Origin of the sequence: Actinomyces qiguomingii, from assembly GCF_004102025.1 — a bacterium.
GTDB lineage: Bacteria > Actinomycetota > Actinomycetes > Actinomycetales > Actinomycetaceae > Actinomyces > Actinomyces qiguomingii.
Window position 1 is genome coordinate 3,489,896 of sequence record NZ_CP025228.1, and the last position, 13,726, is coordinate 3,503,621.

Below are 13,726 nucleotides of genomic sequence, written 5' to 3' on the forward strand. Positions count from 1 at the left end.
TTCGCCCTCCTCGCGCCCATCAGCCCAGCGGGGCGAGATCCACCCAGGTTCCGGCGTGGTCGGAGGCGACGAAGGTGCGCACCCCGCCACCCACAGTGTGCAGCCTCGGCGCCAAGCCGCCCCCGTCCGCCCGAACCACGGAAAGCGGTACCCCGGCGGCGTCGACCGGCCAGGGATCGGTCAGGAAGTGGTCGATACGCCGGGTCGGCCGGGCGGCAGGGAAGGTGGCCCCCTCCCCGAGCAGCCTGCCGATGCCGAGGGCGGCCACCTTATCGGCGGGCAGGTTGAAATCGCCGGCGAGCAGGTGCGCCCCGGGCAGTGCAGCCAACGCGCCCCAGGCGGCCGCGAGCTGCCCGGCAGCCACATCGCCGCGAGTGGCCAGGTGTGTGACTCCCAGCTGAAGGCTATCGATCCCGGGCAGCCTCCCCTCCCCCGGCCGGAGCTCGGCGACGAGCAGATTGCGCGCGGAGGCGGTGAACACGCGGTAGGAGCGTGGAGAGATGGGATTGTCACCGCGACGCACCACACTTGCCGGCCCGCGGCCCAAGCGCATAACCCGCCAGGCACTGATCGGGTGGCGGGACAGCAGAGCGTTGCCGAAACCGGCCGGCGATCGACCCAGCAGGGCGCGGGCGGGGCCGAACACGTCGTCGGCGGGCCGGGCCAGGGCCGAACGCAGGGGGCGGCGCCGCAGTCCGGCGACGGGCCCCGCCCAGGCGGCCGCAAAGCGGTGGTGGTGCCAGCCCAGCAGCTCGGCCAGAGCCCCCGCCTGGTCCAGTCGACCGGAGCGGGACTGGCCCAGGTCGACCTCCTGCAGGGCGACGACATCGGGATCCAATTCGGCGATCTGTGCGGCGAGCTGCACCAGCACGGCGCGGGCCAGGGCCGGGCTGCGGATGTCGGCACCGGCGAGCGACCCGGAGGCGGCCGCGCCGTCGCCGGCTCCGGCGCCGGGCAGGCCGTGCTGGAGGTTCAGGGTCAGCACCCGCAGCATGTCAGGCCTCCTGGGCGGGCATCTCGGGGGCGGAGGGCGAGGCGGCGCCGGCCTCGAAGGTCAGACTCACCGAGTTCATGCAGTAGCGCTGCCCGGTGGGGGTGGACGGGGCGTCGTCAAAGACGTGCCCGAGGTGGCTGTTGCAGGCGGCGCAGCGCACCTCGGTGCGCACCATGCCGTGGGAGGTGTCCGTGGACAGCACCACGGCGTCGGTGCGGGAGGGGTCGTAGAAGGACGGCCAGCCGCAGTTCGATTCGAACTTGGTGGTGGAGCGGAACAGCTCCGCCCCGCAGCCGCGACAGCGGTAGACGCCCTCCCGGTGCTCGTCGAGCAGTGCGCCGGTGAAGGGCCGCTCCGTGCCAGCCTCGCGCAGCACATGGTATTCAAGCGGGCTGAGGGCGGCGCGCCACTGGGCGTCGGTCCGCGCGATGGCGGCCGGATCAAGGCGAGGGGCTGCGTTCGTGTCTTCTGTTGCGGTCATGCCCCCATACTGGCCCCGCTGTAATAGGCCGACAACCCCCGCACAGGCGTGGATAGTCTCACCCGAAGAACGCATGTCGGCGGGAATATCGGCGTCGTCCGTATTGCTCGGCCACTCCGCACGCGCCGACTACCCGCACCCCTCGCTCATCGCCGCACGGTCCACGCGCATGCTGATTAGGTTTGACGCACCTTACTTATTTGGATAACGTCGTTACCCACGGGCGGAAGTCAATCAAAGAGAGGTCCGCGGTGACCGACAGGACCATGCGCACACGCCGATCATCGCAGACCCGGCGGCGGATCCTGCCGAGTACTCGTCCCGGAGCACCGATCGGGTCCTGGAGTTCGTATTCGCCGACCGCGGCGCCTTCCGCCTGCACGGATGGATCGGACTGATGAGAGCAATGAGGGGAACGCAGTCATGATGCTCCACACCACGATCGGGACGCTCCGGGCCGAACGTGTCGGCTCCGTCACCGGCAACAACACCGACTCCGGAGACCCGGTCTACCGCATCCTGGGCATCCCCTACGCCCATGCCGAGCGCTTCCGGGAGCCGGAGCCCGTGGCCGCCGACTCGAGCGGCGATGTCGTCAACTCCGGGTGCGGGCAGTGCTTCCCCCAGCGGCTCATGCCGGGCTTCATGAACCTGTTCCTGCGTCATTTCCAGCTGCGCCCCGAATGGCAGCCGCGCGAGGACGTCCAGGGTGAGGATGCACTGCGCGTGAACGTGTGGACCTCCGGTCCCGCGCGTCCCAAGCCGGTGCTCGTGTTCATTCACGGCGGCGACTGCGGCTCGGGCACGCTGCCGATCTACGACGGCACCCACCTGGCCGCACAGGGCGTCGTGGTCGTCACCGTCACCTACCGGATCGGAGTGCTGGGCCACCTGCATGTGGTCGACGGCGACCGGATCAGCTGCGATCGTGCGCTGCTGGACCAACAGGCGGCGCTGCGCTGGGTGAAGGACAATGTCTCCGCCCTCGGCGGCGACCCGGAGCGGATCACGCTTATGGGTCACTGCGGCGGCGCCCAGTACGCCCTCTACCAGGCGCTCAACCCGGACAACCGCGGCCTGTTCCACCGCCTCATCCTGTGCAGCGGACAGCGCGCCACCCCGCAGCCGCTGGACCCCGACGCCGAGCGTGAGGCCTTCGCCCGGCTCCTGGCCGACAACCGCCTGCACGATTACCGCGAGCTGGCCGCCGCGCCGGTGAGTCGTCTGCTGCGCCTGGCGCAGCCGACCATGACCCTGTCCACCACCATGGACCAGCCCTTCTTCAAGGTCGATCCGCGCGACGTGCTGCACGAGGGCGCCTTCCCGCACGTGCCGGTGCTGGTGGGCAGCACCGCGGACGAGTTCTCCATGATCGAGATCCCCATGTGGTATCGACGCATGGGCATCGCCAAGACCCCGGAGGAGTTCGAGCGGACCACCGCGCGTCTATACGGCCGTTGGGCCGGCCCCCTCGCCGACGCCCTGCGCCCGGAGGCCGCGGACCTGCCGGACTTGCAGATCAAGATGATGGAGCTGCTGGTGTTTCACAGTGCGGCACTGAACCTGATGGAGCGATTGTCGGCACACACCAGCGTCTACGGCTATCGCTTCGAGTACGTCCCCAACCTCTACCGGGGACTGCGCGGCGCCTATCACGGCGCGGAGGTCGCCATCTTCTTCGGCAACCTGGATCGCATGCGCATCCCCATCACCGCGGACAACCGCCGGGCGATGGCCGTGACGCAGCGGGACTGGCTCGGCTTCGTGCGCGACGGCGTCATGCCGCATCGGCCCGCCTTCGACGCGCGGGCACAGATCACCCGCTACCGGGGCGACGGCGAGGCGGTCCGCTTCCCGCACCTGGAGCTGCTGCGCGAGCTGGAGGGAACGGACCTGGCCCACCGGGTGGTGGACGCCTATATGAGCCGCAGGTGAGCCCCGGCCGTAGCCGCTCCCCCGGGCGGCGCTGACTCCTGCGAGCGGAATCGCGGGCGGACTCAACCTCCGCGGGCCGATTCAGTCCTCATCAGTCCTCGTCCGCGTCCGTGCTGGACTTGCCGATGCCGAGCCCGTCGAGCCTGCCCGGCTTGCCGGTTTCGGATTCGGCGGCGTCGGCATAGGCCTGCTGTTCCCGGGTGGAGATGACGCCCGTGGCCTGCGCGGTATCCGCCGCCCGGCTGTGGGCGGAGTCGGCCGCGCCGCCGTCCTGCGCCGCGTCGCGGGCGAGAATGCGGCGTCGGCGGACCTTGTCGCGTCGGGCGCGGCGGAGCTTGGCCCGCCCCTTGGCGACGGCGCGCAGGCGGGCGGCCTCAATGGGATCATCCTCGACAGGACGCTGCACCGCCGTCGCCGCCGCCCCAGACGGTTCAGGCTCGGCTCCGTCGGGACGCTGGAGTGTCACGAGCTCCTCCGCCAGTCGCGCCACCTTCTCCGCCGTGGGGTCATGGACGATATCGACGTTATCCACCTCAACACGGGTGCGGGGCAGTGCGTAGGGGGCCTCCCGCTGCAGCCAGGCGACCAGCTCCTCGCGCAGCTGGCACTGGAGGGTCCACACGTCGGCGTTATTGGCTCCGGAGACGGCCACGCGCACCGTGACGGTGGCGTCAGAGGTGTCGGTGACGTCCACGGAGGCCACGCGCCCGTCCCACGCCTGAGAGCCGGACAGGATCCGGTCCACCTCAGCGCGCAGCGCGGCCACGGGCACGCGCCAATCCAGGTCGATGGTGAAGGTGCCGGTGAGCTGGCTGCCGCGCCGGGTCCAGTTGGCGAAGGGGTTCTGGGTGAAGTAGGTGGAGGGGAAGATGAGGCGGCGTCCGTCCCACACGCGCACCACCACGTAGGTCAGGGTGATCTCCTCGATATATCCCTGCTCGTCATTGACCACGACGACGTCGTCCACGCGGATGGCATCGGTGGTGGCCAGCTGGATGCCGGCGAACAGGTTGCCCAGGGTCGACTGGGCGGCCAGGCCGGCGACGACGGAGACGAGCCCGGCCGATGCCAGTAGCGAGGCCATGGCCACGCGCGCCGACGGGAAGGTCATGGCCACCCCGACTAGCCCGCAGACGACGATGATCACCTCGGCTACGCGGCGCATCACCTGCGCCTGGGTGGTGATGCGTTTGGTGCGGCCGACGTCGCCGCGGGCGCGCACACCGATCACAATGGAGGACTCCACCGCCTTGGCGATCCCCACCACCACCCAGGTGGAGGCCAGGATCATGCCGATGAGCAGGGCATGCAGCACGAACTGGGCCCAGTCGGGCTGTGAGAGGTCAAAGAAGGCGATCTGACCGCCGATGAAAGCCCCGATGACAGCCGCAGTCACGTACATGGGGGTGCGGCAGAAGCGGATCAGCTCGGCGTACATCACCCGGCGGCGCCCCATGGTGCGCAGCATGACCACGAGGATGAAGACCAGGGCGATGCCGATCAACGCGCCGAGTCCGGCGCGCCAGGCCAGCGAGAACACGTTAGCGGTGGCCTCCACAACGGCTTCGGCCGTCTCGGCGGCGCCGTCGGTGGCCGTGGACGTGGCCGAGTCGGTGGGGTCGTTCTCCGCGGGGCTGACACCGGGCAGGGTCAACGCCGCGAGCACTGCGGGACTGGCGGCGGGCGCCGCGGGGACGATGGCCATGGTCTCAGAGTAGAGCTTCACGCTGTGTGCCGACTGTGCACGCTCACTGCCCCGGATCGGCTCGGCCGGCAGCAGCGACCAGCTCGGAGACCTCGCCTACGATCTCGGACACGGGGCGCGCTGCCGCCGCGGCCGCATACCCCACCACGAAGGCGGTCATCGGCGCTCCCGGCCGCGACGGTCCGTGGGCCACCTGCGAAACGAGCCCGAGCAACTCCGACTCATGGTCGGCAACCACGGCCGGGTCCACCTCCAGCCGCTCGCACACCAGCTCCAGCCAGCGGCGCATTCGCTCCAGGACTAGATCCTCATCCCTGTCTGCGGACATCTACAGAACAACTCCTTCATGGTTCGTTTCGCGGTTCTCGGATGAATATCGCCCCTTGCGGGACACGCGGCCAAATGGCCGCCTAGACGCTCTCCTGCGCGCTGAGCGCGGCCCGCAGCCGAGAACGTCCCAAGGATGTTGTGCCACTGGTAGACAGATGCACCAGCTGCCAGGGCGGCACGAGGGTCATGAAGGTGTCGAGCACCGCCGTTGGCGATCCCCGCATGCCCGTCCGCACCCATGACTCTATGAGCACTACGGTGTTGTTCACATGCTGCGCCACTGCCATCGTGCGCCACAGCTCCGTGACCGGTTCGTCCAGTCGGGCTATGAAGTCGCCCACGAATACCTCGGCTGCACGTTCAAAGCAGGTACATAGGCGCGCCAACACGGCCGGGGAGCCGTCCGGGCCGAATACATGGGCGTAGACGCTCCCGTCCTCCCGCACGGCCATAAGCACGTCCAGATAGACGTTCCGCCATCCCCGCACGTAGTTGTCCGGGTCTCGTTCCAACAGCGTTCCCAACTGCTCCAGCAGGGGCGCCAGCTTGGAGACCAGGTGGTCCGCCAACAACTGAGTCGGAGACGGGGCGTGGGCGTAGAAGGCCGAGCGGGACACACCCGCATGAGCGGTCAGCTCGGAAACGGTGATGGTGTCCACGCTGCGGCGCGAGGCAAGATCCAGTATCGCGGTTGTCAAGCGCTCACGGACACGCAAGTAGCGCGGGTCGTCGCGGTTGGCCTCCGGCATACTCACCCCTCCTCCCGGCACCGTCCTGTCCGGCGAGCCGATTAACGATATGCCACCGTGCCGCAAAACCTCTGCACATCACTGCGCCCGTGAGCCCAGGAACTGCGTTTTCTCGCCCACTGGCGCGATCCACACCACGACTATACGACAAGTGTCGTTTAGCGCCTACAGTTGTGCAACCAGGTCACTCAGCCATCAGCCACCGAAGGAGGCCTCGGCTCCATGGTTCTCGCCCACAACCCATCGCGGCCCACACCACCGAGACTGGGCCGCCGAGCCTTTCTGGCCTGGTCAGCGGTAGCCGCCGGAACCACCGCCTTGGTGGCCACCACCGATCTGGGTATGCCTGCGATCGGCCCGGCTGCCGCGGCGCCGATCGAGGGAATGCCCGACGCCGACCGCACCGTCTGGTCTGCCTGCACCGTCAACTGCGGTTCCCGTTGCCCGTTGCGGCTTCAAGTCAAGGACGGCACCATCGTGCGCGTCCTGCCCGACAACACCGGTGACGACGAACTGGGCAGTCAAAGCGTGCGCGCCTGCGTGCGCGGACGCTCCATTCGCCACCGCATCTATAACCCGGACCGGCTCAAGCGGCCGCTGCGGCGCAAGGCGGGCACCGCCCGCGGCGATGGACAGTGGGAGGAGATCAGCTGGGATCAGGCCCTGACCGAAATCGCCGAGAAGATGACCTCCTTGAAGGAGGAGTACGGCAACGAGGCCTTCTACATCAACTACGGCACCGGGACCCTGGGGGCGACCATGGCCTGCTCCTGGCCGCCGGAGCAGACGCCCTTCGCCCGCATGATGAACTGCTGGGGCGGCTACCTGGACCACTACGCCGACTATTCCACCACCGAGATCACCGCCGCCTACCCCTACTTCTACGGCGACTGGACCTCCTCCAACTCTCTGGACGACGCCAAGAACTCCCAGCTGCAAGTCTTCTTCGGCAACAACCCCCTGGAAACGCGCATGTCCGGGGGTGGGCTGACCTTTGTCTCCCAGCAGACCCGCAGGGCCTCGGGGGTTCGCACCATTGTGGTCGACCCCCGGTATTCCGAGACCGCGGCACTGCTGGCGGACGAGTGGATCGCCATCCGGCCGGGCACGGATGCCGCGCTGATCGCCGGGATGATCCACGTAATGCTCGCCGAGAACCTCCACGATCAGGACTTCCTGGATCGCTACTGCCTGGGCTTCGACGAGGACCATATGCCCGCGGGCGCACCCGCCCACTCCTCCTATCGCTCATACATCGAGGGCAAAGGTCCCGACGGCGTGGAGAAGACTCCCGAGTGGGCCGCGGACATATGTGGGGTGCCGGCGGATCAGATCACGCGTCTGGCCCGCGAGATCGCCGGGGCCAAGCCCTGCTCCATCAATCAGGGTTGGGGACCGCAGCGGCACGCCAACGGTGAGAACGAGGCCCGAGCCATCTTCCTGCTGGCATGCGTCACCGGCAATGTAGGAATCCCCGGTGGGGGCACCGGCGGGCGCGAGGCCTCGCCGTCGCTGGCACTGTCCAAACCGTTCAATACCGGCACCACCAACCCTCAGCCGCACATCATCTCGGTGTTCTCCTGGTTGGACGCCATTGACCATGGTGAAAGCATGGACACCTTCAACGCCGGCGTGTGCGAGAAACCGGAACCGGGCGTCCGCGCCGCAAAGGTACCCGTTGACGAGTCCGGCTCCCCGACGAATACCGCCCTGAGCACGCCCATCAAAATGGTGTGGCAGTACGCGGGCAACTCGATCGTCAACCAGACCGGGGAGAACAACCTGTCCGCCAAGATACTGCAGGATGAAAGCAAATGTGAGCTCATAGTCGTCTGCGACATTCAGATGACCGTGTCTGCGCGCTACGCCGATTACATCCTGCCCGGAACCTCCGCGGCTGAGGAGTTCGATCTGCACCCGGGGGAGAACGCCTCCCCAATGGCCTACGGCATCATCTCCTCCCAGGCGATCGAACCGCTGTACGAATGCCGCTCCGTTTTTGACATCTGCGGCCAACTTGCCGAGAAGCTGGGAGTCGCGCAGGCCTACTACGAGGGCAAGAGCCGCGAGGACTGGCTGCGAGAGACGGTGGAGACCTCACGCGCCGTGGATCCAGAGCTGCCGACCTACGATGATTGGAAGGAGATGGGTGTCTACCGCCGCCACGTCGGTTCTGTGATACCCCTGGAGGACTTCCGTGCCGCCCCTAACGCTAATCCGCTGCCCACTCCCTCCGGTCGCATAGAGATCTATTCCGAACGCCTGGCGCAAATGGCGCAGAAATGGACCTGGGACGATTTCCGGCCGGCTCTTCCTGGAGACGAACTGACGCCCCTGCCGGAGTACACGGCAACCTGGGAGGGTGCGCTGGAGGCCCGCAACTCGGACAAGTATCCGCTGCAGATGATCGGCCACCACTACCGCCAGCGCACCCATTCCACCTACGGCAACGTCGACTGGATGCAGGAGGCGCACCACCAGTATCTGGCGATCAACCCGATAGACGCAGCATCGCGGGGCATTTCCAGCGGTGACCTGGTATTCGCCTACAACGAACGCGGCACTATTCGCATTGAGGCGCGAGTGACCGAGCGCATCGTGCCGGGCGTGGTCGATCTACCCCAGGGCGCCTGGTACAACCCGCGCCCGGCCAGCGAAGTCGCCCCTCCTCCGGGCGCCAACCCAGAGCACCCGGTGGACATTAACGGCAGTGTCAATTCACTGACGTCGTTGCACCCGTCGCCGCTCGCCAAAGGAAACGCCGTCCACACCACCACCGTTCAGGTGGTCAAGGCCTGAGGAGTATTTGATGAGCAATGACCTGACCCGCGGGGGCGCTAACTACGGTTTCTTCTTCGACCAGAGCCTGTGCACGGGATGCAAGGCCTGCCAGGTGGCTTGCAAGGACAAGCATGATCTGCCGGTTGGCGTGACCTGGCGCCGGGTGGTGGAGTACAGCGGCGGGTCCTGGCGGATCGAGGGCAGCACCGTCACCCCCAATGTCTTCACCTACTACACCTCCATGGCCTGCAACCACTGCGAGAATCCCGTGTGCATGCAGGTGTGCCCCACCACGGCAATGTCCAAGCGGGAGGATGGCACCGTATACGTCGATGAGTCCAAATGCGTGGGTTGCCGGTACTGCCAGTGGGCCTGCCCCTACGGAGCCCCGCAGTTGGACCCGCGCACCGGACACATGACCAAGTGCGATCTGTGCTACGACTACCGTTCCACCGGACAGGACCCGGCCTGCGTATCCGCTTGCCCGTCACGGGCACTCGACTGGGGCCCGATCGACGAGCTGCGAGAACGGCATGGAGACCAGGCCGGCATCGCCCCGCTGCCCGACCCGTCTCTGACCGAGCCGCACCTGGTGATCAAGCCTCACCGAGACGCCCAGTCCTGGGATGCGGGCACCGGCGCCATCGCCAATCCGAAGGAGATCTGATGAACGCCGCTGAAGTGCCGATGATCCTGTTCACGGTGTTGGCCCAAATGTCTGTCGGCGCCTTCTGGACCCTGGGGGTGTTGCAGGTCGTGGCGGGACTGCGTCGTCATGACCCCACCACGGTGGACCGGGTCACCCGTGCCTGCCTGTACGCCGTCGGCCCCCTCCTCGTAGCGGGTTTCATCGCCGCCTCCTTCCACCTGGGCGATCCCCTGCATGCGCTGAACACCTTCCGCAACCTGGGCTCGTCCTGGCTCAGCAGAGAGATCGCCTTCGGCGTGCTTTACGGCGCCACCGGTTTCGCCTATGCCGCGGCCGAGTGGTTCGGACTGGGGACTCGCGCCGCCCGCCGTTCGATAGCCGCCATCACCGCCCTGGCAGGATTGGGACTCCTAGTTTCCATGATCCAGGTGTACTACTCGGTACGGACGATCCCGGCATGGCACACTCCCACAACCTGGGTGCTCTTCCTGGGATCGGCACTGTTAACCGGGCCCCTGGCGGTGGGAGCGTGCCTGCTGCTGACGTGGACGGCACAGCGACTGCGAGACACCCGGGGGGCCACGGGCAGGTGGCAGCGGCTGCTGTCCGCGCTGCGTATCACGGCACCCACCCCGATGAATCGGTCGACCTCGTCTCTGACGGCCTACTTCATCCAGTTGACCTGCACTATCAGCGCGCTTGCCGGAGTAGCACTGTTAGTCACATACCCTCTGCTCCTGGCGCATCTGGGAGCCGGAGAGGATTCGGCCTCGGCCCACGTGCTCCAAGAAATGACGTCATCGGCTGCACTGCCGATACGCCTGCTGATGGTTGCCCTAGTGGTGATTCTGGTGCGCATGGTCGCCTACGCACGGGCCAAGGACGCCGAGCGGCCCTCACCCGCGCTCGTAACCGTGATCGCCACCGCCTTCCTGCTCGCACTGGGGACGGAACTGCTGGGAAGGGGCATCCACTACGAGGGCCTCAGGCATGTTGGGCTCACCTCCCTGCAGTCCGGGCTGGGCTGAGCACCGGCCTGGGTCGAATACCCATCTCTACGCATTCATGTGATACCGGGAGAACCGTGCTGTCTGATGACCTGCTCGAACGCTTCGGCGCCGCCCTGTCCGTACTTGGGAGGCTTCACCTGTCCCCAGCGAACCAGGACACGATCAGTCAGATGCTCCGACTGTCAGACCAGTGGCCATTGGGAGACGTGGTCGCGCCGGATTCTCCGACCGGTCGGCTCACCCGCAGGGGCTGGCAGGGGTTAATCGCCTCGCAGCGCGACGGCGAGTCGGCCGAATCCGTCTGGGCCGACCAGGACCGGCTTTACGGCATCACCGCAACCGCGGCCGTACCACCCTTCGAGTCGGTTCACCGCGAGGAGGAGGGCCTGGTATTCGGTGATCACACTCTGCAGGTCAGGCGGGCGTATCGGCGGCTGGGCTTGCATGCACCGCACTTGAATCGGGAGCCCGATGACCATCTGGGTCTAGAGCTGGACTTTCTGGCGCGCTGCTGCCAGACCGCGTTGGAAGCCGCAGACTCGGGCCGGCCCGACCGCCAGGAGCAGTACGAGGCCGCGGCGCGTGAGTTCACCGAAGCACACCTGCTCGCCTGGGCCCCGGCAATGCTGCAAAGGGCTGCACTGGAGGCCCACACCCACTGGGTACGGGGCCTGGAGCTCTTAACCCTCGCGACGGTACTGATGTGGGCGCAGGCTCTGGGGTCCCCGCTGCCAGACCAAGACGAAGAGGGGTATTTCGCCGTCCGACCCTGATCGCCGGCCGGTGACCAGCAGCAGTCCCACTATGACACAACCCGGGTCGAGTGGTTCGCGGGAAAGGTAGTCAAGCGCCGTCGACCCGACGACGTCGACCGCCCCCGGGAGATCGGCCATCAGGCAAGCCCGCCCCGCACCGGGCGCCAGGGGCGGATTGTCCGAACTCGGCATAAACGCCGTCGGCGGGGGCACGAACAGCTGCGGTATCAGCATGATCCCAACGTTCTGCTCGCCGCCGTCAAGGCTGCCGGGGCCGTTTATGCCGATTTTGGACGCTCCGGGCCAGCACCTACCACCGCACCCCAAGCCGGAAGCACCACGCGGCACGGCAATAACCCACTAGACGTACTACGCCTGTCGTAGTACGTTGGACGCATGGATACCGTCACGACCCACGACAAGCCCCCGCGGCCGAGCGACTGCAAGGAATGCCGCCATGATTAGCGCCGATGCCATCCGCGGCTACATCGACCTGATCGCGCTCACGCTGCTGCACGAGCGGCCCTCCTACGCCTACGAGCTCGCCAAGACCATCGCCGAGGTGGCCGACGGGCAGTACACGATCAAACAGACCACGCTGTATTCGGCTCTCAAGCGCCTGGAGTCGGCGGGACTGGTCTCCTCCTTCGCGGATACGAGCGAATCGGGCAAGCCCCGCACCTACTACCGGCTGACCGAGGCCGGGGGCACCCACCTGACGGACAAGCTCGCCGAGTGGGAGGACACCAAGGCCCTCATCGATCGCTTCGCCCGGTATGCCTCCGCACGGTCCTCCCCCGCTGAACCCTGATCGTCCGGCCAACCGTCAAAGCTCGAATCGCCCGCCCCCTACCAAGCAGACCCCGAACCCCACAAGCAGACAAGGAACCCCTGATGGACACCATCAACACCTTCTTAGAGGCCATGTTCGCCCCCTACCCGGCCACCCCGCGCCTGTTGGAGGCCAAGCGGGAACTCCACGCCATGATGGAAGATGCCTACGCCGACGCCGTCGCCTCCGGGAAGTCGCACAATGAGGCGGTCGGCTCGGTAATCACCGACTTCGGCAATCTGGAGGAGCTGGCGCCCGTGCTCGGCATTCTTCCCGACATTCGCGGCGCCGCGCCCCAGGGGGACGCGAGCTTGGCCGGCAAGCACGACGCTGTGAGCGGTGGGAACACCGGCGCCCCCACCGCGCCCGATGCGACGTCGTCGGAGTTCCCCGTCATCACGCTGCCGGAGGCACAGGCACTGGCCGAGGCACGTCGCACCACCGGCACCCTGCTCGGCAATGGTGTGGCCCTGTGCGTGCTGGCGGCGGTGCCGTTGTTCGTATGCGTGGCCCTGGCCCAGGGTGAGGACGGCCTGGGGCTCATCCCCCTGAGCGAGGACCAGGCCGCGGCACTCGGACCCGTTCTGACGCTGATCGTAGTGGCACTGGCGGTGTCCGTTCTGATCCGCCGCCACCGCACCTTCACTGGCCTGACCCATTTGACGAACGGCAAGTTCACGCGCAATCCGGTCGTCTCCGCTTGGACCGCGCGGCTGCGACTGGAGCACGAGGGAGCGCGTACGCGCGCGTTGGCCATCGCCGTAGCCCTGTGGATCATGGCTCCGATTCCCACCTTGGGGGCCGGCGTCCTATTCCGGGAGTCAGCCGACCACTCCGGGCCGCCGCTCGGTCTAGTCCTCAGCCTGTTCATGGTGGCAGCCGGTCTGCGCATCTTCCTGCCGACCACCTGGGCGTCCATGACGCATACAACCGTCACCGAGAAGGGCCGTCCCGCCGACGCCGCACCCACCTGGCGCAACCCCAACATCCCCTTCACCGATGCGATCGCCGGGCCGTACTGGATCGGCTGCGTGGCCATCTACTTGGCCTGGTCCTTCATCGGCTCCAGTTGGGAAATCAGCTGGGTACTGTGGCCGATCGCGGGCGTCCTGTTCGGTCTGATCGCCGCCGGGGAGGCCAGCCTGCGGTCCTGGCGCTCTCACCAGTCCGTCCAGACTCGTTAACTCGCTGAAGAGCCGCACGGGCGCCGACCGAGCCGGCGACCGCATCCTCACACCGCGCAACCTCACCGAGACCGGCACCAGTAACACACCGAGACCGACTATGCCTAAAGCGAGGCGGGTACCCTTGAGAACCGTGGCTTCCAGGCATGCGGAGAAGGGCGTCTCATGGCAGCCGTTGACCTCGCCAGCTCCACGAATGACAGCGGAGCTGGCGAGGTCGACGGTCGAGGCCCCACCGGAGACGCGGGCGCTTTGCGAGCGCTCCGGTGCCGGCCGGTTTCCTAGGCAGCGCTCGATTCGTTGCCATGACGCGGATTTCTA

Annotated in this window: 12 protein-coding genes; 7 read left to right on the forward strand and 5 right to left on the reverse strand. The window is 67.2% G+C overall.

Going from position 1 to position 13,726, the window contains the following annotated elements; translation table 11 throughout:
• Positions 1-19 precede the first annotated feature (19 nt).
• Positions 20-994 (reverse strand): endonuclease/exonuclease/phosphatase family protein, encoded by a 975-nt coding sequence (locus CWT10_RS14560; RefSeq protein WP_103062027.1) that lies wholly within the window; start codon positions 992-994, stop codon positions 20-22.
• A gap of 1 nt (position 995) precedes the next feature.
• Positions 996-1,475 carry a peptide-methionine (R)-S-oxide reductase MsrB gene (gene msrB, locus CWT10_RS14565; RefSeq protein ID WP_103062026.1) on the reverse strand — a complete coding sequence of 160 codons (480 nt, stop codon included), beginning with the start codon at positions 1,473-1,475 and terminating at the stop codon, positions 996-998.
• 423 nt (positions 1,476-1,898) lie between these two features.
• Here msrB and CWT10_RS14570 point away from each other — a divergent pair, with 423 nt between their 5' ends.
• Complete coding sequence (locus tag CWT10_RS14570) at positions 1,899-3,410, forward strand: alpha/beta fold hydrolase (RefSeq protein ID WP_158247588.1); 1,512 nt, start codon at positions 1,899-1,901, stop codon at positions 3,408-3,410.
• 91 nt (positions 3,411-3,501) lie between these two features.
• Here CWT10_RS14570 and CWT10_RS14575 read toward each other — a convergent pair whose 3' ends face one another.
• The 3 genes from CWT10_RS14575 to CWT10_RS14585 form a co-directional block, all read right to left on the reverse strand.
• The gene (locus CWT10_RS14575; protein ID WP_103062044.1) at positions 3,502-5,115 is read right to left on the reverse strand and encodes a mechanosensitive ion channel family protein; all 1,614 of its coding nucleotides are present in this window, start codon (positions 5,113-5,115) and stop codon (positions 3,502-3,504) included.
• Positions 5,116-5,158: 43 nt separating this feature from the next.
• The gene (locus CWT10_RS14580; protein ID WP_103062024.1) at positions 5,159-5,443 is read right to left on the reverse strand and encodes a DUF6457 domain-containing protein; all 285 of its coding nucleotides are present in this window, start codon (positions 5,441-5,443) and stop codon (positions 5,159-5,161) included.
• A gap of 82 nt (positions 5,444-5,525) precedes the next feature.
• Positions 5,526-6,194 carry a TetR/AcrR family transcriptional regulator gene (locus tag CWT10_RS14585; protein WP_103062023.1) on the reverse strand — a complete coding sequence of 223 codons (669 nt, stop codon included), beginning with the start codon at positions 6,192-6,194 and terminating at the stop codon, positions 5,526-5,528.
• 222 nt (positions 6,195-6,416) lie between these two features.
• On the opposite strand from CWT10_RS14585, the gene CWT10_RS14590 reads away from it, so the two are divergent.
• The 6 genes from CWT10_RS14590 to CWT10_RS14615 all read left to right on the forward strand — a co-directional run bounded on the left by CWT10_RS14590 (position 6,417) and on the right by CWT10_RS14615 (position 13,405).
• Complete coding sequence (locus CWT10_RS14590) at positions 6,417-8,993, forward strand: DMSO/selenate family reductase complex A subunit (protein WP_103062022.1); 2,577 nt, start codon at positions 6,417-6,419, stop codon at positions 8,991-8,993.
• A gap of 10 nt (positions 8,994-9,003) precedes the next feature.
• Positions 9,004-9,642: a DMSO/selenate family reductase complex B subunit gene (locus tag CWT10_RS14595; RefSeq protein ID WP_103062021.1), complete on the forward strand. Its 639-nt coding sequence runs from the start codon at positions 9,004-9,006 to the stop codon at positions 9,640-9,642.
• Positions 9,642-10,652, forward strand: a complete 1,011-nt coding sequence (locus tag CWT10_RS14600; RefSeq protein ID WP_103062020.1) for a dimethyl sulfoxide reductase anchor subunit family protein — start codon at positions 9,642-9,644, stop codon at positions 10,650-10,652. Before CWT10_RS14595 ends, CWT10_RS14600 begins: the two co-directional genes overlap by 1 nt.
• 56 nt (positions 10,653-10,708) lie before the next feature.
• Positions 10,709-11,407: a TorD/DmsD family molecular chaperone gene (locus CWT10_RS14605; protein WP_103062019.1), complete on the forward strand. Its 699-nt coding sequence runs from the start codon at positions 10,709-10,711 to the stop codon at positions 11,405-11,407.
• 439 nt (positions 11,408-11,846) lie between these two features.
• Entirely contained in the window at positions 11,847-12,200 is a 354-nt protein-coding gene (locus tag CWT10_RS14610) for a PadR family transcriptional regulator (RefSeq protein WP_103062018.1), read from the forward strand.
• Between the two features lie 83 nt (positions 12,201-12,283).
• A complete protein-coding gene (locus CWT10_RS14615) occupies positions 12,284-13,405 on the forward strand; it encodes a permease prefix domain 1-containing protein (RefSeq protein WP_174721971.1) in 1,122 nt (373 codons plus the stop codon).
• The last annotated feature ends 321 nt before the right edge of the window (positions 13,406-13,726 follow it).